This window comes from Chryseobacterium luquanense (assembly GCF_026460945.1).
GTDB lineage: Bacteria > Bacteroidota > Bacteroidia > Flavobacteriales > Weeksellaceae > Chryseobacterium > Chryseobacterium luquanense.
This window is the reverse complement of record NZ_JAOVZV010000022.1, coordinates 38,672-58,898: the sequence shown is the minus strand read 5'-3', so window position 1 is coordinate 58,898 and position 20,227 is coordinate 38,672. Positions and strand designations below refer to the sequence as shown.

The 20,227-nt window shown below is 32.2% G+C and carries 21 protein-coding genes; 7 read left to right on the top strand and 14 right to left on the bottom strand.

Annotated features, from left to right (window positions below; translation table 11 throughout):
* Positions 1 to 12: 12 nt before the first annotated feature.
* From OEA66_RS20460 to OEA66_RS18355, 11 genes are all read right to left on the bottom strand, one after another.
* Entirely contained in the window at positions 13 to 3,255 is a 3,243-nt protein-coding gene (locus OEA66_RS20460) for a DUF6531 domain-containing protein (protein ID WP_311136925.1), read from the bottom strand.
* 2 nt (positions 3,256 to 3,257) lie between these two features.
* A complete protein-coding gene (locus tag OEA66_RS18400) occupies positions 3,258 to 4,100 on the bottom strand; it encodes a hypothetical protein (protein WP_267282774.1) in 843 nt (280 codons plus the stop codon).
* Between the two features lie 6 nt (positions 4,101 to 4,106).
* On the bottom strand, positions 4,107 to 6,206 hold the full coding sequence (locus tag OEA66_RS18395; RefSeq protein ID WP_267282773.1) for a type VI secretion system Vgr family protein: 2,100 nt from the start codon (positions 6,204 to 6,206) through the stop codon (positions 4,107 to 4,109).
* Between the two features lie 100 nt (positions 6,207 to 6,306).
* A complete protein-coding gene (gene tssD / locus OEA66_RS18390) occupies positions 6,307 to 6,693 on the bottom strand; it encodes a type VI secretion system tube protein TssD (protein ID WP_267282772.1) in 387 nt (128 codons plus the stop codon).
* Positions 6,694 to 6,729: 36 nt separating this feature from the next.
* Positions 6,730 to 7,113, bottom strand: coding sequence for a calponin homology domain-containing protein (locus tag OEA66_RS18385; protein ID WP_267282771.1), 384 nt, complete (start codon positions 7,111 to 7,113; stop codon positions 6,730 to 6,732).
* Positions 7,114 to 7,509 carry a hypothetical protein gene (locus OEA66_RS18380; RefSeq protein WP_267282770.1) on the bottom strand — a complete coding sequence of 132 codons (396 nt, stop codon included), beginning with the start codon at positions 7,507 to 7,509 and terminating at the stop codon, positions 7,114 to 7,116. It abuts the gene before it with no gap.
* Positions 7,509 to 8,165 carry a hypothetical protein gene (locus OEA66_RS18375; protein WP_267282769.1) on the bottom strand — a complete coding sequence of 219 codons (657 nt, stop codon included), beginning with the start codon at positions 8,163 to 8,165 and terminating at the stop codon, positions 7,509 to 7,511. Before OEA66_RS18375 ends, OEA66_RS18380 begins: the two co-directional genes overlap by 1 nt.
* Positions 8,166 to 8,242: 77 nt before the next feature.
* Entirely contained in the window at positions 8,243 to 8,629 is a 387-nt protein-coding gene (gene tssD / locus OEA66_RS18370; protein ID WP_267282768.1) for a type VI secretion system tube protein TssD, read from the bottom strand.
* A 179-nt stretch (positions 8,630 to 8,808) separates the two neighbouring features.
* Positions 8,809 to 9,195, bottom strand: coding sequence for a type VI secretion system tube protein TssD (gene tssD / locus OEA66_RS18365; RefSeq protein ID WP_267282767.1), 387 nt, complete (start codon positions 9,193 to 9,195; stop codon positions 8,809 to 8,811).
* A gap of 683 nt (positions 9,196 to 9,878) precedes the next feature.
* Positions 9,879 to 10,088 (bottom strand): hypothetical protein, encoded by a 210-nt coding sequence (locus tag OEA66_RS18360; RefSeq protein WP_267282766.1) that lies wholly within the window; start codon positions 10,086 to 10,088, stop codon positions 9,879 to 9,881.
* A 156-nt stretch (positions 10,089 to 10,244) separates the two neighbouring features.
* Positions 10,245 to 10,679: a hypothetical protein gene (locus tag OEA66_RS18355; protein ID WP_267282765.1), complete on the bottom strand. Its 435-nt coding sequence runs from the start codon at positions 10,677 to 10,679 to the stop codon at positions 10,245 to 10,247.
* An 89-nt stretch (positions 10,680 to 10,768) separates the two neighbouring features.
* Here OEA66_RS18355 and OEA66_RS18350 point away from each other — a divergent pair, with 89 nt between their 5' ends.
* A complete protein-coding gene (locus OEA66_RS18350; protein ID WP_311136924.1) occupies positions 10,769 to 11,143 on the top strand; it encodes an IS3 family transposase in 375 nt (124 codons plus the stop codon).
* 94 nt (positions 11,144 to 11,237) lie between these two features.
* Here OEA66_RS18350 and OEA66_RS18345 read toward each other — a convergent pair whose 3' ends face one another.
* The gene (locus OEA66_RS18345) at positions 11,238 to 11,936 is read right to left on the bottom strand and encodes a DUF1826 domain-containing protein (RefSeq protein WP_267282764.1); all 699 of its coding nucleotides are present in this window, start codon (positions 11,934 to 11,936) and stop codon (positions 11,238 to 11,240) included.
* A 175-nt stretch (positions 11,937 to 12,111) separates the two neighbouring features.
* On the opposite strand from OEA66_RS18345, the gene OEA66_RS18340 reads away from it, so the two are divergent.
* From OEA66_RS18340 to OEA66_RS18315, 6 genes are all read left to right on the top strand, one after another.
* Entirely contained in the window at positions 12,112 to 12,666 is a 555-nt protein-coding gene (locus tag OEA66_RS18340; RefSeq protein ID WP_267282763.1) for a phosphoribosyltransferase, read from the top strand.
* Positions 12,667 to 12,820: 154 nt separating this feature from the next.
* A complete protein-coding gene (locus OEA66_RS18335; RefSeq protein ID WP_267264327.1) occupies positions 12,821 to 13,399 on the top strand; it encodes an adenylate kinase in 579 nt (192 codons plus the stop codon).
* Positions 13,400 to 13,479: 80 nt separating this feature from the next.
* Positions 13,480 to 14,463: a GTPase ObgE gene (obgE, locus tag OEA66_RS18330; protein ID WP_267282762.1), complete on the top strand. Its 984-nt coding sequence runs from the start codon at positions 13,480 to 13,482 to the stop codon at positions 14,461 to 14,463.
* On the top strand, positions 14,456 to 15,505 hold the full coding sequence (locus OEA66_RS18325) for a DUF6438 domain-containing protein (protein ID WP_267282761.1): 1,050 nt from the start codon (positions 14,456 to 14,458) through the stop codon (positions 15,503 to 15,505). The genes obgE and OEA66_RS18325 overlap by 8 nt, the downstream gene beginning before the upstream one ends.
* 44 nt (positions 15,506 to 15,549) lie before the next feature.
* On the top strand, positions 15,550 to 16,038 hold the full coding sequence (locus OEA66_RS18320; protein ID WP_267282760.1) for a DUF6438 domain-containing protein: 489 nt from the start codon (positions 15,550 to 15,552) through the stop codon (positions 16,036 to 16,038).
* A 167-nt stretch (positions 16,039 to 16,205) separates the two neighbouring features.
* Positions 16,206 to 17,474, top strand: a complete 1,269-nt coding sequence (locus tag OEA66_RS18315; protein ID WP_267282759.1) for a DEAD/DEAH box helicase — start codon at positions 16,206 to 16,208, stop codon at positions 17,472 to 17,474.
* Positions 17,475 to 17,512: 38 nt separating this feature from the next.
* On the opposite strand, the gene OEA66_RS18310 is transcribed toward OEA66_RS18315, so the two are convergent.
* Together OEA66_RS18310 and OEA66_RS18305 are read right to left on the bottom strand one after the other, a co-directional pair.
* Complete coding sequence (locus tag OEA66_RS18310; RefSeq protein ID WP_267282758.1) at positions 17,513 to 19,042, bottom strand: hypothetical protein; 1,530 nt, start codon at positions 19,040 to 19,042, stop codon at positions 17,513 to 17,515.
* A 12-nt stretch (positions 19,043 to 19,054) separates the two neighbouring features.
* Positions 19,055 to 20,179, bottom strand: coding sequence for a hypothetical protein (locus tag OEA66_RS18305; RefSeq protein ID WP_267282757.1), 1,125 nt, complete (start codon positions 20,177 to 20,179; stop codon positions 19,055 to 19,057).
* Between the last annotated feature and the right edge of the window lie 48 nt (positions 20,180 to 20,227).

The following is a 20,227-nucleotide window of genomic DNA, read 5'->3' as shown; positions in this document are numbered from 1 at the left end:
ATTAATAATTATTTAATAAAATATATGTCCATTTCCTCCAGAAGATTTACCTGATGACCACTCCTTCCATTTAATATGTTCCAAATTATTATGAGGAGCATTTTCTGTATGTGATTCATTTGGATGATATTCGTATCCGTCTTTATAGGGGATCTCTGTATATGTCGGTTGTTCGGTTAAACCAGGTCTTGCTTCATTCATAAGTTGTGTTGCTTCAGCTTTAGACCCTACTCTTACATTTTTACTTTTACCTGGTGATTTAATAGATTCAACAGCACTTTTCCAGGCCTTTGTACCAGGCTTTATAACTGGCATTTCACTTGCAGTATTATAACTTTTTCCCGTAACTGAATCCCATATTGTAGGACATTCCAAACCAAAAGGATCATATTGCAGATTAGAATCATAAACATATGCATAGAAATTAGGGTTATTTCCTTCCAATCCAATTGGATCTTGGCTTATATATCCACCAATATTACAATCATAATATCTAAATCTATTATAATAAAGACCATCTAATTCCTCATCTTCATACTGCCCAAGCTGACGGAAAGCTACAAATTGTTTCTCTCCCTGCAAATTACGCAATCTTCCATAGATGTCATAATCTGTTTCCCAAACTTTGTTACCATTATCATCATAAGCTTGTATTGGTCTGCCGATATAATCGGAAATGATACTGTACTTTTCTCCACCAATTATTTTAGCACTTGGTACAAAACTGCCATCTTCATATACCCAGGTAATAAGATTCTCTGTACTCTTGGTAGAAGTATAAACAAACTCGCCTTGGTTATCAAGAGAGAATCTCGGGCTTTTTTTCTGATCGTAATTCCATTCGTGTAGCAAAACATTGCTATCCCAAACAAATCTTGTTACTTTTTCCTGATATGTTTTGGTAGTTCTTCTGCCCAATGCGTCATATTCAAAAGAGATTTCGCTCCCATCTGGTTTTTTCACATTTTTCAGCATACCATTTGCCTGCCATGTGTAGAGCCAGTCACCTTGTTGCCATTCTTCAGTATGCACCAGCATTTGGTCTTTCAGGCGTTTGTATTCTTCTTTTTCTTCTTGGGTATATTTTATATCTGTACGCAGATAATAATCAAGCGTTTTTCGGTTCGGTTTTTCATCTTTTATTTCATCTACAAAGAAAGAAAACTTTGCAGGTTTGGCTACTTCCAACTGCACATGCCTGTTTTGGAGTTGTGCTTGCGCTATATTCCGTTTGCTTTTCAGTTTTAGGTTACCTTCGGTATCATAATTATAAAACCAATTTTCGTCTTTCAGCAGTTTGCCTCCTTTACCATAGATACGATCTTTCTGTGCTTTAGTTTTGAAGAGATTACCGACTTCGTCGGGCATCTTGTAATCTTTGGTACCGTCTTCGTATTCTGCCCAGGCAAGACTACTGAAAGCATCGTATCCGAATTCTGTAATACCGCCTGATACCCCATTGGTTATCTGATGCAGCTGATGGCTAGCATTCCAACTATAACTTCGATTGAGAGCTTTTTCTTGCCCTCTGATTACTATCTGTTTTAAAGGATTATTTTCAGCATCATAGCTCCAGGAACTTACTACACCTCCTGGTAATGTACGTTCTATTTCCAATCCTAGCATATTTCTTTTAATATTTGCTATCCATTGGTTTTCTTCTTCTCCGGATTTTATAGAACTTATTTTTCCATATTTATCTCTTTCGTAGGATACATCTGCTCCCAGAGAACTCTTCAGAGAGGAAAGGTTTCCTTTTTCGTCATATACATAATCTATGGTATGCTTTCCCTGTACCTCCTGAAGGACAAGCCCGTTTTTGTCTCTCATAAACCGAACATCATTATCGGGGTTTCTGGCTTCTATAAGATAACCTGCCTTGTCGTAAGCAAAAGTTTCCCAATAACCGTCATGATAATCTGCACGGATGATCTGTCCTCTTTTATTATATTCATATTCGGTATAGCGATTCCCCTCACGTTTTATTTTAAGCACTTTTCCGGCACGGTCACGATTATAATATTTAGTAATTCCGTCAAAAGAAACTTCTTTTATGACATCTCCTCTTTCGTTACGGAAAACTTTATAAGAACCTTCATGATAAAATACTTCTATCTGTGCTACAGAATGATAACTTGATTTTTCTAAGTCTGGTATATTCACTGCCAAAGCAGTCCCGTTCTTTTGGAGGATTTCCAAAACATTTCTTTCAAAGTCTTCATATAAAAAAAGATCATAACCCGAAGAAATACCCTGACCTAATATCCCTCTATATTTTGAAGCCGAATTATATTCTCTTTCCCATTTTAAAGGAATCGGACCAGGTAATTCAAAATCAGTATATGGATAAAAAACATTTCCTGTAATAGGGTCTACTGGATCTTTACACCATCTTTCAGAAAACTTTACTCCTATTTTTTCACTTACAACCTCTTCTGCTTTTTTTGCGCCAAACAACACTACAGCATCAGCTAAAAGAACTAAGCCTCTTTCTACTGTAGGCTCATAGTACATTGCTTCTACATCATATGCTACACCGCTTGCAAAATCTACTAAAGATGGCAATAAAAAGGGACCTCCTCCCAAAGCTGTTACCGCTCCTCCTACCCCCCCCATTAATGCACCCTGTCCTGCTCCTGAAAGCGCACCTTCAGCTGCGCCTTCCCATCCTCCGTGTGCATAACCTTCGATCCCTCCAGCTACAGCACCTACAGTACCTCCAACAACAGCGCCTATTGCTGCACCTTCAACAGCGGTTGTTGCTGCGGCTATTAATAGTGGTGCTGCAGCTCCTCCTGTTGCAACTACTGCCACAACGCACACAGCACCCACTAAAACAGCAGCTCCAACTCCCCACCAAAAATCTTCTTCACTTTCTTCTTTGGCTTCTGCTGCTTTTCTTTGTGCTTCATCTGCACTAATGGAATCCGCTGCAGCTTGTCGATCAAAATAAATGTTAATTTTTCCTCCAATAGGACATAAACAAAAAGAATCATCTTTTATTGGTTTAACACCAGCTACTGTCATCTCTCCATCTACAGGGTTTTCCCATTTTACCGTTGTAGGAACACAAGTACCATTTATTGCACAATTAGTAAAACTCGGAATATTTACTACTGGTATAGCATCAGTTTCTACTGCCCAATTTTCTTCGTATAATTTTATTGTACGAGGCAATACTATCAATTGTTCGGTTTTACTTCCTTTATCGCATTTTAACCAAACACCTGCAGGAATGTGTTTCTTATCAGACATAATTACATTGGTATTTGTTGTATTGCGTTTCGGGTAGTATAATAATAGTATCCATCTATTCTAAATTTCAATTCTTGCCTTGCCTCCTGCAGTGTAGAATCAGTGGAACTAATTCTGTAACCTTCCTGATATTCAAAATGAGGCTTAACGGGGAATAAAGCATTTCCAATTATACGACGGATCTTTTTTCTTAGATAATCCTTATCGAAGTCATCATGATTTAAACTCCCAGTTCCGTAGATCCATTTCTGGTCTTCTCCCTTTAAGGTATATTCTTCAAGAGTAAAACTTTCTACTGTGTATGGGAGTGGTCTGTCATCAAAAATATTTTCTATTGATTTTTCGAGTTTTATATTGTCTCCGTAAAAATTTTCATTTGTAAGGTTATTAAAAATCATATCATAAAAACCTTTATTTTTCATAGACTTCTCCATTAAATCCCCTGAATCTTTCAGTTGATTTTCAAAATGAATAAACAATGTTTTATATTTTGGATTTTTATATTTTTCCGATAATTCGGATAATAATGAGTACCTCCAAAAATCCAACATATCCTTTTTATTAAGGATTTTAAGAAGTTTCATCGAAGAATCTGTCTGAAAAATCATTTTTTTATTAATTCTTCCTATATCAGATAATAAGATACTGTAAGGGTCATTTGCAGATTGACTAAAATCTAATATTTCTATTTCTACAATATATCCTGTGTCATTTTTTTCTTTTACATTAATTGAAAAATTTTGATCTATATTATTTTTATAGACCTTATCCGCATTTTGTACTGTAATTGAAGACTTTGAAAGATAAAGCTTTTTATCTAACTGTATTTCAAGTAAATTTTTCATAAAATCTTAATGTACTTGTGTATTCCCCGAGTTGATGGTTGCTTTTGGACCTCCATTTATATCCAGTGATGCACTAGAAGCTATTTTTATATCGCTTCCTTTCTCACTCAATATACTTTTGGCTTCTGTGGTAATATTCGTACTTGTGATTTTTATTTCACTTCCCGTAATAGAAATTACACTATCCCCAACCTTAATGGTAATACTTGCTTTTCCATCAAGAGTAATGTTTCCACCAGCATCCATGTGTAGCAATGATTTTGGAGGAGTTCCTTTTTTTCCTCCAACTCCGGTAGTATGCGAGCTTCCCGCATTTACATTATGTGTAGATTTTGCGCTCGTTGTAGCATTTCCTCCACCGTCAAATTTCATATCTACTCCTCCATTATCCTGCATATGAAGTGATCCATCTTTGTCGTTCATATGTAATCGGCTTCCTGATGGTGTCTGCAAACCTTTCATATAATTTCCTGCTCCGCCCAATCCTGCACTTGATTTTCCGTTAAACATCGCTCCAAAAACAAAAGGTCTCTCAGCATTTCCATTATCAAAACCAATTACGACCTCTTCACCTACTTCCGGAATGATGTGCATACCTTTGCCTTTTCCAGCGTAAGGAGTGATTACTCTCAGCCAAGGGGTTTTCAAACCTTTCTTTTTTTGCCACGGAAATTGCACCTTAATCATTCCTTGAGGATTGTCATTATCAGTTACAACTGCTGATTGCTCCTCACAAGTAGGAAAAGCATCTTCATCAAAAAACGGGGAAATGAAAATATCCGGAATCCCAACAAATTCATTATGATATTCGTTGCCATCGTGGAAGTGGGTAATCTCAATAATCCTGTAAGTTTCCATCGCTTTAGCGTTAATATCAGAAATCTCTGCTCTACCTCCAATTTTTAATTGCGGATCACGGCTTCTTCCTCTTACATGCATCAAATGCTCACGGCTTTCTTTTTGACGAAGTACCATTTCCTGAAGATCACTGTCAACATTCTGTTGCGATGTAGCATTGAAAAGCATTTCAGATTTTTTCTTGAAAACTTCTTTGGAAGCATTCACTGCAATTGCCTGAAAACCATTTTCTTTATATTGAGCCTGTACAGAATCTGAATCTTTTTCTTTCACTTCTGCAGAAATACTGTCATAAGACATATATTTAAAACCTTGAGGTTTAATCATGATTTCAAATTCAATATCGATGAGGTCTATATTTTCCCCTAATTTTACAATGGGTTGTACTTTATTTCCGAATATCAGATTTTGACCATCATAATAGAAATATTCGCCATAACGGTGTGCTAGTCTTTTGATAAACTGATAATCTGACTCTTTATACTGTACAGTATACGGAATTGTGTATTTTGTATTTAAGTTTTCCGTGATTATTGGGACTTCATTTTTGTATTCTTTTAAAGCTTCATCAATGATACCTTTCAAATCTTTTTCATTATAGCTTTGGCAGTCTTTACCATTTTCAAGCAAAATACTTGGAGCATAGCCCGTAATAAACAATTTTCCGTAACCTCCGCCTTCATCTTTTTTGTTTCTGATATTGGCAATAATTCCCATGAAAGATTGTCTGATATCTCCAAATCTGTGAAAATTAACAGTTACTTTTTTACCAAGAAGCCTTTTTGAATTCTCCATTACATAGCCCTCAAAACTGTCTAAAGAATCGTCCGGTGTTATGATTGTAAAAGTATCGTGGTCGTTGGTGTGTTGTCTCAACTCAACCACATAAGTGTTTTTAGCTAAAAATTCTTTTGCATCTATCGTAAGTGTGCAGTAGACAAGCGGACTGTCTTTCTCTGCCAAAAAATCTTTAAAAGTTTTCTTTGAAAAGTACTTTTTGAGATCATCCGGATGATTGAGCCTGCCAATAGAAGAATCATTGATTGGGTTTTCAGCGGAAGAAAATTGATTTACCACATTTTTAATAGTATCCTTATTTTCAACGATTTTATTGACTACCGGATTGTCAAGCTTATCGGAGACAATGCCAGTAATTTTGTTTTCAGCTGCTGAAATACCTTGTTGTTTTAATCCGTCTAAACCTTCGCTAAGTGGATTTTTTGGATTGTTGCTATCTTGGAATGACATACTTTGTGTTTTTTTGGTTGTTATACTTTTGATTAACATCAATTTCAAAATTATCTGATAGATATTTGAAATTATTTCACTTATTAATTACTAAATATTACTATCTCCATTTTTTTTCATGGGTAGCGCCGTTTACATCAAAAGATTTTGCGATAAGACGCATTTCAATCTGTAGCGGCTCATTGTCGTTAGAATTAAAATGTTCTAAAAAATCTATGCAATATGCTTTCTCAAAATTCAGTTCCTGAAGTTTACTCATCGCATCTCTTCTGAAAAAAACAATTTTTCCGTCTTTGGTTTTATTATGATCAAGCATCCACCCAAGAAGTTCTGGATTTCCTGTGCTTTCAAGTCGGATGAAAATCTCGCCACCCTGAGGCATTCCTTGAGGTTTTCCTGTTCCATCCACTGCTTGAGTAAATCTATATTTGCACTCTAGTACATTGTATGCATTACCATCTAATTCTAATTTTGCTAAAAAGGACATATGGTTGTGTTTTTATTGTTAGTATTTTTTATATAGTTAAAAATCCCAGTCTTTACCATATTCAAAATGGTCGAATGGGATCCATTTGTTTTGTTTTTTTGTGTACCAAACAGCGATATTCATAGAATCATTTGACTTCCAGACAGCTTCCAAAATTTCTGTTTTTTTTGATCCAATGGGAAAAAAATTACCTATCTCGGCTCTCATACCCGGAAAGACGCTGCCTTTTTCTCCTGAATTATCGAACCTTTCTATGGACTCTGGAACACCATATTTGTCTAAAGCTGTAGTGAAGTTTATATTGGAAACTTCCTTCGAACTTACTTTTTCAACACTTATTCGTTTTACCGTCTCTTGAAAACATGAGATTAAAAGAAATGCTAAAAAAAATAGACTGAAAAATAAATAGTTCTTCTTCACTTATTGATTTTCTAAAAAAATTTTTGATATTTTTCTTTCTTCCACATTAAAAGGAATCCATAATCCCTTCTTATCCTGAGTATACCAGACCTGTATCTCTTTATCATTAACTTTACTTATCCATGTGGCTTCCAAAATTTTTTCTTTTTTACCAATAGGTATAAATTTTGAAATTGATTTTGGAAATCCTGCTATTGTATCTCCCTCCTCTATATTATTATACTTAAAAGCCAGCTTAGGAATATCATAAATTTCTATTGCCTTCCTAAAATCATATTTCATAACATTTTCAGGGGCAATATTTACAATATTCTCTTCCGTTGTATTCTTTTCACTGACCTTTGAGCAGGAAAATAATAGTGCAGTTATAAAAAGGAGAAATTTATATTTTTTCATTACACAGAAATACTAAATTTAGTATTCGGAATCATTTCATTTAATACTTTTTCTAAATAATCAAAATGTCTTTTTCTTAACTCCATACCCGAATGCATTATGCTTGTTTTGTCTTCAAGATATGGTTTGTTAATTATTTTACTTTTACTATACTCATCATTATGCATTCCTTTAATATTTGAATGGTTACCGATAGAATGTCCGAATTCATGAACTACATTGGTTTGCAGCAATCCTTTCGGAGCACCTTTCTTTCCTACCGGAATCACATCCATGGTATATAACTCAATTCTCCTCCCATTCCAATCTACAACCGGTCTGCTATTATTATTGAATCTATTTAATTTGCTTACAATAACATCCCAATGAGCATTAGTAGTTACCCATTTAACATCAAATAATATTGTAAATACTTTTGACACATTTTGTTTTGCGAATTCAGATGTTCCGAGCACTTTAACTTTTGCCTTACCATTCCAAGTTGAAGTAATTGCCTTTTCAAATTTTTCGTGAATATTTAATTTTTCAGGATATTGCCATTCACTAAAACCATTAGCCTTCCATTCATACTTCCATTTCTGCACAATAACAATATTTCCAGAATCCGAATTTATATTAATATCAAAATAAGGTGTACTCTTTGTAATGTGTCCCATTTAAAATAAATTTCAGTTACCAAGTAAAAAAAGCAGGCGATGATTAAAAACACCATCAACCTGCTCATTATGATAAGTTATACCCACTCATTGATGTATTTTCCTGTTCCCATCTCAATCTCTCTTGCAGAAATGGTAAAGGTTTCCGTAAGCGGAGTGTCTCCTGATGCATCAAATTTCTCTTTATGCTTTACCAGATAAGCTTCTGTAAATTTTAGTTCTTTCAACGTAGCATTATTATCTCTTTTGTAGAACACAACGCTTCCGTCTTTTCTCTCGAATGAATTGGTCATCCATTCGAACAAATCGGTTTCGCCAGTACTTTCAACGGTGATATCTATTTTCCCACCTCTTGTAATAGTAGATGGTCTTCCTGTAGCATCCGTTTCTTGGAATAAACCATAGTTTATGCTTAATACATTATAGTTTTTTCCCGCTACTTTTAATATGGATTTAAATGACATAATTGTAAAATTTTAATTGTTATTAATAGAATTTGTGTTTTTAAAAATCTTTGCACCCTTAAGTTTAGTCGAAATTAAGAGACAAGTATATAATCAAAATTGATTAATTTTAATCCCTACCTGTTTAATAAGATCAATTTAATTCCGGGTGATTAAAGAAATTTAAATCTGGATTTTGATTATACCCATTCGTTTCTATGAGAAGCGTTACCCATTTCGATTTCTTTTGCTGAAAGCACAAAAGTTTCAGTTAACGGATTATCTCCTGATGCATCAAAGTTTTCGTTGTATTTTACGATGTAAGCTTCCTTAAATTTAAGCTCCTTTAATGTAGCGTCACTGTTTCTTTTAATGAACTTTACACTTCCGTCTTTTCTTTCAAATGAATTGGTCATCCATTCAAAAAGATCGGTCTCGCCTGTTCCTTCTACTGTAATAAAGATTTTACCTCCACGGGTAACGGAAGAGGGTCTTCCTGTTTTGTCGGTTTCCTGTAGCATTGCATATTCTACAGATAATACGTTACGCTTTTTTCCTGCGTACTCTAATAAGGTTTTGAATGACATAATAAATATATTTAAGATTTAACTTTTACTATTACCAAAAATGGAATATATTCTGATTTGTGCTTTTTTCATCATTTGTTATTTTACCTCAAACCAATATGGAATATATCCTGATGTTATATAAATATTTTCTAAAATCTCACAATCATGTGGAAATATTTATAAATCAAATGTAGAGATATTTTTCAATCCCACAAACAATTTTTCATTTGGCTAAGTACCATAAGTAAAAGACTAGTAGGTTTTTACAAAACTTTTCTTTTAAAATATTTGGCGGAAAAATTAACTAATTTTCCCATAAAATAAATACAGAGAATTATATTGCATAAATAACTTATTATCATTAAATAATTTATAATTAATGAAAAATCAACTTAAAACGCATTTGTAGATAAATATCTACAAAATTTCTTTAAAATTTGATCATTTTTTTCACTTCAACTGCTGTTTTTTATGAATTGATCTCCAAATATTTTTCTAATGTTCTATTGTTTTACTCGATGTTTCTAAGAGTCTTTTTAAAATATAAAATAATAAAACAGTTTATTTTTTATTTTGCTATTGAATTATACTTTCTATATTCTTATTGAGAAATAGCATTATTATTCCAAAGTCCGAGAAAAAAAATCTCAGACTTCTTTTTCCAGCTTTTCAAGATTTAAATCTTTAGAATAGTATTGATATCACCAGCCCAATCTAGTATGAATCAACTCTTCAGAAAGATATTCGCTGCCTTCATAATATACTAAAGGTATTAGTTTCAAAGAAAGTAATTCTCTTATTAAAAAACTACTTTCTAATGAAGTCTTTTGCGTTTTCCCATATACCTGTCCATTTTCAGGACAATCTACTTCCTCATGTCTTGATCTTTTCTGAACATTTCTATTTAGCACTGTGATTTTATCCCCATCAGCCATTTTGACTATCAAGGCATTGTCTGTGAAAAAAATAAAAATTTTTCTACACTTTATCCTTAAGTTTTAAAGTATAAAATTGAGCTTTTTTCAAAAATAATTCGTATAAATATTCTATATTTTTTAATTTTATTATTAATCCATTATTTCATCTCCTTCGATATATCCAAGAATAGTGTTTGTCTTTTGATAAGTTAAAGCATCAGAAGCATAGACTACTTTATCTATTATATATTTTAGAACAATATTTGTTTTATTCCCTGTTAACACATCAGCGGCAAATACTTTTCCGTCTTCAATGTAGTACAATATTTTATCTGTTTTTGCTCCTGTAATTGCATCTGAAGCATATACAATCGTTCCTACTCTATATTTCAACGGTTTATTAGTCATAGCGCCAGTTATGCCATCTCTCGCATAGAAAACACCATCTAAAACGTAGTAAATAATCTGATTAGTTTTTTCTTTTGTCAGTGCATTGACAGCGTATAAAATGGTTGGTTTCTTACTTTTGATTACTGTTTCTGCCTTCGCTTTGAGACTATAGAAATTATGTAAGTCATTTTCCAATTTAACGTAATATGCATTTTTTTCTTCTCTTAAGACCGTAAATTCTTCATTAATAATTTGAAGATTACCATCAGATTTCGATCTTACAAATGCTAAAATATCAGTTTATACAGCAGTATAAAAACGAATTTCCAGTTGAAAAGATGTGTAAAGTTTTTCAGATAAGCAAAAGTAGTTATTACCATTGGTTAATTAAGAAACCGTGCGAACGGGAATTATACCGGCAAGAGGCAATAAAAAAGATAAAAAATATATATACTATCAGTAAAGGCAGGTATGGCAGTCCCAGAATAGCAAAAGAACTACAAATGAGTGGATTTAAAATATCAAGAAAACTGGTAGCCAAGCTGATGCGAAAAGAAAACATGCAAAGCATTATAAAAAGAAAATTCAAAAGCACTACAGATTCTTCCCATCACTATCCTGTGGTAGAAAATGTATTGAGGCAGGAATTTACCGTTTAAAATAAAAATGTTGCTTGGGTATCAGATCTCACCTATATCAGAACCAGACAGGGGTGGCTATATTTAACTACTGAAAGTAAATTTATTTTTACAATTAACAAATCAACAACAACCTATATTCTCCATCATTTTCCACTGGAGCACGATGAACACAGGGTAAAACTTTTTGTTCGGGATGATCTACAGCCAATCTCCAAAGATGACCAGTTCGTAAATTTGTAGGTTGAGCATCAGAATTTGGTTGATAATGTAAGTCAAAGAAATTTTCTTGTAAAAAAGATTCAAAATCTTCATCATTCCCATCATGCAATTCTTTAAGCTTTTGTCGAATTTCAGGAATTAATATTTTTTGAGTAACCTGATTATTGGGAATAATATCACTTGCAGCTCCATGATAAGTACATAAAAAAGTATCAGTTCCAATCGGAGAACGGTCGACATGATAGGAATATACGTCTGTTGAAATAAAATTAAACTCATCGTCCCGTTCGTAGTTTTTAAGCAAATTAAGAGAAGGAGATGCTCCGAACTTTGTTAATAATTGTATATCATTAAGAATAATATCTCTTGCAGCACTACCCTTTTCCGACAATTGTAATTCTAAAAGATTTTCAATAGAAATTTCTGTAATATTTTCTTTTAGTTGAAGTTGAGAAACAATTTCTTTAAAATCTCCTGTTAAATCTCTTTCCCAACAAAGTGCATTTACATTTCCCTGAAAATTGGTACTGACAAGTTCAGAAAATGTAGAAACAACTTCTATTTGATTATTGTCAGAAAATGTATTATTCATAATAAGGAATTGTTGAGACCATTTAAATTCTATGCAAAAATAGTAAGAAGAAGAAGAAGAATAAGAATATTCAGAATGTAAAATTTATAGCAAAAAACAATTATTCAAATAACTCCAACATCCTTAAAAATATTTTCATCAAAAATCCGTAACTTTGCCGACTACGAAAAATTTTATGGAAAGTATTCAAGTTCACGACAAAACTTTTGTTCCCTATTTAAAGGATGCCGAGATTCAGGAAATTGTAAAAGCAACTGCTTTGAAAATCTATGAAGACTATAAAGATGAAGTACCTGTTTTCATCGGTGTTTTAAACGGTGTTATCATGTTTTTTTCTGACCTTCTTAAACATTATCCTGGAGAATGCGAAATTGCTTTTATCCAAATGAGTTCTTACGCAGGAACTGAATCTACAGGAATTGTTTATCAGAAAATGGAATTAACCAAAGACGTTAAAGACCGTCACATTATTCTTGTTGAGGATATCGTAGATACAGGAAATACTGTTGAAAGTCTATTTAAATATTTTAACGAAACTCAACGTCCGAAATCTGTAAAAATCGCTTCATTCTTATTGAAACCTGATGTTTACAAGAAAGATTTTAAGCTGGATTATATCGGAAAGGAAATTCCAAACAAATTTGTTTTAGGTTACGGATTGGATTATGATGAATTAGGCAGAAACTTAGCCAATTTATACCAATTGGAAGACGGACAAATCAACCATTAAACTCTGTTGGCTATTAGCTGATAGCTTTTAGCCTAAAAAAGTAAAATAAAGAAATAAATTTAATAATAACTTAAAAATGCTAAAGGCTAAAAGCAGATAAGCTAGCGGTAAAAACCAAAAGCAAACTGCCAATCGCCAAAAGCCCTTCAACACTATGATAAATATTGTTCTGTTTGGCCCTCCAGGAAGTGGAAAAGGTACTCAAGCTCAAAACTTAATCGAGAAATTTAATTTAAAACAAATCTCAACAGGTGATCTTTTCAGATTTAATATGAAAAATGATACTGAACTTGGGAAATTGGCTAAATCTTATATCGATAAAGGAGAATTGGTTCCGGATCAGGTAACAACAGATATGCTGATTGACGAAATCAGAAAACCAAGCGATGCTGCAGGATTTATTTTCGACGGATATCCTAGAACAGCAGTTCAGACAGAAGCTTTGGAAAAAATTGTAAAAGAAGAACTAAATGATAATATCGACGTTTGTCTTTCTTTGGTTGTAGAAGATTCTCTTTTGGTTGAAAGATTACTGAAAAGAGGAGAAATCAGCGGAAGATCAGATGACAGCAATGTTGAAATCATTGAAAACAGAATAAAAGAATACTACACAAAAACAGCAGAAGTAGCCGAACTTTACAAACAACAAGGTAAATATGTAGAGATCAACGGTGTAGGAGAAATCAACGAGATTTCTGAAAAACTTTTTGCTGAAGTAGAAAAAGTAAAGTAGTTAAAAGTTATGAGTGATGAGTTATAAGTTCTTAAAATTCATTCTCATAATTCATAGCTCATAACTCATAATAAGAAGAAATGTCAAATTTTGTAGATTACGTAAAGATTCATTGTAAAAGCGGTCATGGTGGCGCAGGTTCTGCCCATCTTCGTCGTGAAAAATATATTCCTAAAGGTGGTCCTGATGGCGGAGACGGAGGTCGAGGTGGTCACGTGATCATGAGAGGAAATGCACATGAATGGACTTTACTTCCGCTTCGTTATACCCGTCACGTAAAAGCTGAGCGTGGAGAAAATGGAGCAAAAAACCAATTAACCGGTGCTTTTGGTGAAGATGTTTATATTAATGTTCCCATTGGAACGATTGCAAAGAATGAAGAGGGAGAAATTGTAGGAGAAATCTTAGAAGATGGCCAGGAAATCATCTTAATGGAAGGTGGAAAAGGTGGAAAAGGAAATGAATTTTTTAAAACATCTACCAACCAAACTCCCAGATTTGCACAACCAGGAATGGAAGGGCAGGAAGGTTATATTGTTTTTGAGCTTAAAATTTTAGCGGACGTTGGTCTTGTTGGTTTTCCAAATGCGGGTAAATCTACTTTATTAGCCTCTGTTTCTGCGGCAAAACCAAAAATTGCCAATTACGCATTTACCACATTGACTCCCAATTTAGGAATTGTAGATTACAGAAACTACAAATCTTTTGTCATGGCGGATATTCCGGGAATTATCGAAGGTGCTGCAGAAGGTAAAGGGCTTGGTCACAGATTCTTAAGACATATTGAAAGGAATTCAATTTTATTATTTTTAATTCCTGCAGATTCTGAAGGTCATTTTCAAGAGTTTAAAATTCTGGAAAACGAGTTGAAAGAATACAATCCTGAGCTATTAGATAAAGATTTTATTATTTCGATTTCTAAATCAGATCTTTTGGATGATGAATTGAGAAAAGAAATTTCAGCAGAATTTCCAGAAAACAGGCAACCTTTATTTTTCTCGGGAGTTACCGGAGAAGGATTAGTTGAGCTGAAAGATGCTATTTGGAAAAGACTTCATGGATAGAAAGATATTCTTTTTATTAATCATTTTAATCAATCAATTTTACTTTTCACAAAGTAAAGTTTTATCAAAAATAGACAACCTCGAGACAACACTTGAGGTTGAGTCTTTTATAAGATCTCAATCTAAAGATAAAAGAGATTATTTATCTCAATTTGAATTAAGAACAATTGAGCGTTTTGATGACAATAATTTATCAAGAAAAATTAAAAGATTTGCAGATAGTTTAGGCATTAATAAAAGCTTTTACAAAGGAGATTTCAATCATGACGGTAGAACCGACTTAATATTTATTGGCGATGATAAATCTTGTCAATCATCTCAAAAAAATAGTGACGGTACGAACAGTTGCAATACAAGTACTAAAGTTTTTTTTGATTTAGGAAATACCTATATTTTAAAAAATCTTCAACCCAATCATAGTGATTTTGTAATTCCTGTAATTTCAAAAATTAATGACCAAGATTATATTACTGTATTTTTTGAAGAATTTACTGAAGATTTAGAAGCTTCAACTTTTAGATATAATTCTAAAATTATTAGTAAAACATTAGACTACAAATTTGATAATTTTGTTGAATATAACCCATATCCTACATCACATTTCATCCAAAAGATAGAATATTCTACTGATATGTGTTACGGAACATGCCCAATGTTTAATATTGTCCTTAATAAAAATGGAAGGTCTACATTTATTGCTAAAGCTTTTAATTTTATTGATAATAATAACCCTAGATCTCAAGAAAAAGCTTATAAAGCTTTAAACAAAAATAGAAATGAAGGGAGTTTTAAGGCGCAATTAAATGTAGAAGATTTTGCTAAAATTGAAACTATACTTAATTATATCAATTTTTCTAATCTTAGTGATAGTTATTTTGTTAATTGGACAGATGATCAAACATCCAATCTAAAAATAACTTACAACAACGGAGAAGTCAAAACTATTGAAGACTATGGTTTATCTGGAACTTATGGCCTAAAACTTCTCTATAAAAAACTATTTGACATTCGATTCAATCAAGAATGGAAAAAGATAAAATAATCTTTGGAACGTTTATTGACAGAAACTTTTCAAATTTTAAAACAATGAAATATTTATTAAGTCTGTTTGCAATTGTTGCTTTATTTTCTTGTCAATCTCAGAAAATGCAGTCAAAATACTCAACTATCGAATATGAAGCAGGAGCATGTTTTGGTTCTTGTCCGATTTTCAAAATGACGATTAATCCTGATCGTACAGCCGTTTTGGAAGCTGAACATTTTAATTTTTCTCAAGGATTTTCTAAAGGTGAATTTGACAAGCCAAGAGAAGGAACTTTTAAAACAACCATCAAAGAAGAAGATTATAAAAAACTGACTGCTCTTCTTGACGGTTTAAATGTAAAAACTCTTAATGAAAAGTACGGAACACGAAATATTACAGATTTGCCAACTTCTTATCTGAGAATTAAATTTTCAGATGGTACCGATAAAAATGTAGAAGATTACGGAAAACGTGGAACCGAAAAACTGACTGCAGCTTATAAATTTTTTGAGGATTTAAAACACAATCAAAAGTGGGAAAAGGTTCAGTAATTTTTGTTAAAATAATTTAGACTATATTTGCAGTATATTTCGCGGCATTCTCAGCCAAATAGTAAATGATTTTACTTAAAAATTCTGTTAAAAAAACTTTAGCAGATTTGCTAAAAATGATGAAGTATACTGCTTCAACCGCATTATTTTAATACACAATAAACATTTTGTTATTTACAGACTTAAAATTGATTAAGCCCATTTTAGATGCGCTTCAAACTCAAGGTTACGAAAAACCAACACCAATTCAGGAACAGGCGATTCCATCAATATTAGAACAAAGAGACGTTCTAGGTACAGCACAAACGGGAACAGGAAAAACAGCAGCTTTTGCTATCCCAATTCTACAAAATCTTACGGAAAGAAAAGGCCCGAAAAGCAATCATATAAAAGCATTAATTCTTACTCCAACAAGAGAATTAGCGATTCAAATTGAGGAAAGTTTCAATGCATACGGAAAAAATTTACCTTTAAAACATTTGGTAATTTTTGGAGGTGTAAAACAAGGAAGTCAGGTGACAGCTTTAAGAAAAGGTGTCGATATTTTAGTGGCAACTCCGGGAAGATTGCTTGATTTTATAGCTCAGGGAATTATTTCTCTTAAAAATCTTGAAATTTTCGTTTTAGATGAAGCCGACAGAATGCTTGATATGGGTTTTGTACATGATGTAAAAAGAATTATTAAACTTTTACCTCAAAGAAGACAGACGCTTTTCTTCTCGGCAACAATGCCTACAGAAATTCAAAAATTGGCAGATTCTATTCTGAATACTCCGATTAAAGTATCTGTAACCCCAATTTCTTCAACTGCAGAAACTATTAAGCAATCGATCTATTTTGTAGACAAGGATAAAAAGCTTGATCTTCTTACTCATATTTTACAAAACAATATTTCGGAATCTGTTCTGGTTTTCTCAAGAACGAAACATGGAGCCGATAAAATTGCCAAAAAATTATTAGCCGGAAAAATCACTACAGAAGCGATTCACGGTAATAAATCTCAAAATGCAAGACAGAATGCTTTAAATAATTTTAAATCAGGAAAAACGCGTGTTTTGGTGGCAACTGACATTGCAGCAAGAGGTATTGATATTGATGAATTGAAATATGTTATCAATTTTGAGCTTTCAGATGTTGCAGAAACTTATGTCCACAGAATAGGAAGAACCGGTCGCGCCGGATCTGAAGGAAGCTCTCTTTCATTTGTTGATGGCTTAGATTTGCTTAATCTAAGAGATACAGAAAAATTAATTGGAATGAAAATTCCTGTGGTAAAAGATCATCCTTATCATACCGATGATTTAATTGTAGAAAAAAGAGACTCAAACAATAAGCCTTTTACGCCAAGACCAAAACCTGCCAATCCGTCTCAACAGAGGAAAGATGCCAGTTTTAAAAAGCCGAAAAATAAAAATAATTTTTCAAGAAATAAATAAAATTTAAGCCTTCCGATTGGAAGGCTTTTTTATTAGTATCAAAATTTCGTTTTGTATATGCTCACCGAATCATAATTCATCTGCCAAGTTTTTGCAGGATTTTCATATTCTTTGATTTTAAGAAGATCCTTTTCTTGTAAACTGTCGACAACATTTTTCTTCATTGTGTTTTTGATATAAAAAACATTTTCTGATTTTTCTTTTTTAATATTTAACCCCATGAAGTAAATCTTATTTTCATTTTTGGCAAGTCTGCTTGGAAAAAGAAGATAACTAATTTTATTTTTTTTGAGATAGTGTTTAAAATTCCTGTTATCAATATCTTTAAAAAATGTAGGATTTCCAACCAAAGCATCCGCAGGAATGAAATTTAAATCAGAATAAAAAGCAAATTTCCCCGGAAAATCATAAATATAAATACGTGATTTAGCGGGTATTAAATTTGTAAGATCTTCAGAAATTTCTTTCATTTTATCAACTTGTTTTTTCTCAACTTTAGAATCATTTCCAAATAAATTTGACATAAGACTCATATTGGTGGTAAGTTTCATGTATCCAAAAAAACAAATTAAAATAACCAAAAAAGCTGAGAAAATTGTCAAAAAAACTTTGTCACGAGTAAAAGGAAAATTAAATCTAACAGAAATATCATTTATAAAAAAGCCAAATAGTATAAACTGCGATACAAAATACCATTGCCCAATTTGAGATTGATAAAATATATTGTAAAAGAAATGCAGCAAACACCCTATTAAAAAACAAATCTTGAGAAATCTTTGCTCGGTTTTACTGTTGAAAAATAAAAAGACCAAGTATAGAAAGCATACTGTAAAACAGAATTTAAATAACATTCCAAAAGGAATTTCATCTGCAATTATCGGAAATGAACTTTTAATTTTACCACTTATTGGCACTGCACTTTCAAAAAGATAAATATTTGAAAGAAGATATGGTAAAGACAAAAATGAAAATCCTAAAAGGATCATTATTAAACTTTTAAAATCCCAATTGCGGAAATTCCAGTAAAAAAATCCAAAAGGTATTATAATAAAAATATGGTCAAGTCGCGATAAGAAAACAAGACTGCAAATGAAACCGAAAACGAGATCATTTTTAAATTCCCTCCAGACAAAAAAGAACAATAATGATAAAGTAAAAAAAGCAATATGAGCTTCTGTAAGATACAGTGCTCCAATACCAAAAAATATAAAAGTGTAAAATGCCAAACCTAAAATCTTCCCTAATTCTGAGTTTTTGAATACCGTCTTTTCTAAAAGCTTAAAGCCACTAAAAATAAAAATCACCTGAAATAACCAGAGTATATTTAATGCAAATTGTTTATCAAAAGGATTCAGAAGTTCTGCTATAACGCAAAAGACCATCCATAAAGGATGAAAACCATTGGTAAGATAAAGATCATTGAATCCCATAAAACCATGATGAACAATATTATAGGCAATCTGAGGATAAAAAAAACCATCATCAACCGGAAACTTTGCCGGATTTCCTAAAAAGAAAACAGAAGAAAGTAGAAGTAGATAATGAAAATTCTTTTTAATAAATTCCATGGTTGATTATAATTAGTTTACATTGTCTAGCGGTAAGTTTAAGTTTTCCGAAATCAGAAAACAATAGCCAATAATTGCAAAGGGTAATGCTGAAGCCAAATAAGTTATTCCAAGATGATTGTATACAATTCCGTTTAATGAAGACTCAATCAAGAAACTTCCAATTAATAAAAAATAAATTAACGCTGAATAAAAAAATACCTGCTGAATACTTTTAATAAAAAATGAAATAACAACTGTCATAATCACGAAAAACAGCATTATAAATTCACTTCCTTGTCCTTGTGTTTTAAGCGGGTTAAATTCTTTTAGATATTCAAAGCTTTTAACAGGAAAAATAACTGTTGCCAAAAGGAAACTGAAACTAATAATGAAACCAATAATGGCTTTTAATTTATCTGAATTACTTGCTTTAAAAAATGGATTTAAGAGAAACAACAGAAGCGGAATAATAACAAGACTTCTTGTAAGACAGAGAAACCCTAAAATAAGTCCCAGTAAAAAAGGTTTCGTAAAATAATTATCCGGAAATTTTTTATGCCAAAAAACAATAAATAATGATACAAATATAAATGACGAAATAAAATCGCTTTTACAGACTATTTCATAAATAAAAGATAATGAAGAAATCAATAAAAATGCAGCTAAAAGACGAATATTATTACTTTTGAACAATGCAAGAATAGTTACCATAAATACAACGAATGCAAAAACCTGAAGATAACCTACATTCCCAATCAAATAAAAACCTACGGCAGCAAGTAATTGTCCCGGAAGATAAGAAGGCATTTGACCAATAAAATTAGGCTTATCATAAAAGAAATCACCTTTCAACCAATCCCTCAAACAATATTCAATAGTTTGCCAACGATCTATATTAACTTTATATGGACTGTCTATTAAATGACACAAAACAACAGAGACTGTAATAATAATCAATAAAAAAAAATATAAAACAGATTTAGAAATCTTTATTTTTTTAATAACAAATGGTTCTGCTTTATAGATTAAAATATGAAAACCTAAAAATAGACTAACTAAAATCCAAATAGAAATTTTTTCCTGTCTTACTCCGTATTTTACAACAAATAATAAATTAACCGTGAAGTAAATAATGAACAAAGCTAACTTCATCATGCTATTTTTATTAATGAAATTGAATTGATTCATTACTGGCTATTTAAT

Coding starts and splice junctions, on each gene's coding strand:
- OEA66_RS18325 (WP_267282761.1), top strand. CDS start 14,456: ATGGATAGAAAGATATTCTTTTTATTAATCATTTTAATCAATCAATTT.
- tssD (WP_267282772.1), bottom strand. CDS start 6,693: ATGTCCTTTTTAGCAAAATTAGAATTAGATGGTAATGCATACAATGTA.
- OEA66_RS18340 (WP_267282763.1), top strand. CDS start 12,112: ATGGAAAGTATTCAAGTTCACGACAAAACTTTTGTTCCCTATTTAAAG.
- OEA66_RS18310 (WP_267282758.1), bottom strand. CDS start 19,042: ATGGAATTTATTAAAAAGAATTTTCATTATCTACTTCTACTTTCTTCT.
- OEA66_RS18350 (WP_311136924.1), top strand. CDS start 10,769: ATGCTAAAATATCAGTTTATACAGCAGTATAAAAACGAATTTCCAGTT.
- OEA66_RS20460 (WP_311136925.1), bottom strand. CDS start 3,255: ATGTCTGATAAGAAACACATTCCTGCAGGTGTTTGGTTAAAATGCGAT.
- OEA66_RS18375 (WP_267282769.1), bottom strand. CDS start 8,165: ATGGGACACATTACAAAGAGTACACCTTATTTTGATATTAATATAAAT.
- OEA66_RS18400 (WP_267282774.1), bottom strand. CDS start 4,100: ATGAAAAATTTACTTGAAATACAGTTAGATAAAAAGCTTTATCTTTCA.
- tssD (WP_267282767.1), bottom strand. CDS start 9,195: ATGTCATTCAAAACCTTATTAGAGTACGCAGGAAAAAAGCGTAACGTA.
- tssD (WP_267282768.1), bottom strand. CDS start 8,629: ATGTCATTTAAATCCATATTAAAAGTAGCGGGAAAAAACTATAATGTA.
- OEA66_RS18335 (WP_267264327.1), top strand. CDS start 12,821: ATGATAAATATTGTTCTGTTTGGCCCTCCAGGAAGTGGAAAAGGTACT.
- OEA66_RS18320 (WP_267282760.1), top strand. CDS start 15,550: ATGAAATATTTATTAAGTCTGTTTGCAATTGTTGCTTTATTTTCTTGT.
- OEA66_RS18395 (WP_267282773.1), bottom strand. CDS start 6,206: ATGTCATTCCAAGATAGCAACAATCCAAAAAATCCACTTAGCGAAGGT.
- OEA66_RS18380 (WP_267282770.1), bottom strand. CDS start 7,509: ATGAAAAAATATAAATTTCTCCTTTTTATAACTGCACTATTATTTTCC.
- obgE (WP_267282762.1), top strand. CDS start 13,480: ATGTCAAATTTTGTAGATTACGTAAAGATTCATTGTAAAAGCGGTCAT.
- OEA66_RS18345 (WP_267282764.1), bottom strand. CDS start 11,936: ATGAATAATACATTTTCTGACAATAATCAAATAGAAGTTGTTTCTACA.
- OEA66_RS18305 (WP_267282757.1), bottom strand. CDS start 20,179: ATGATGAAGTTAGCTTTGTTCATTATTTACTTCACGGTTAATTTATTA.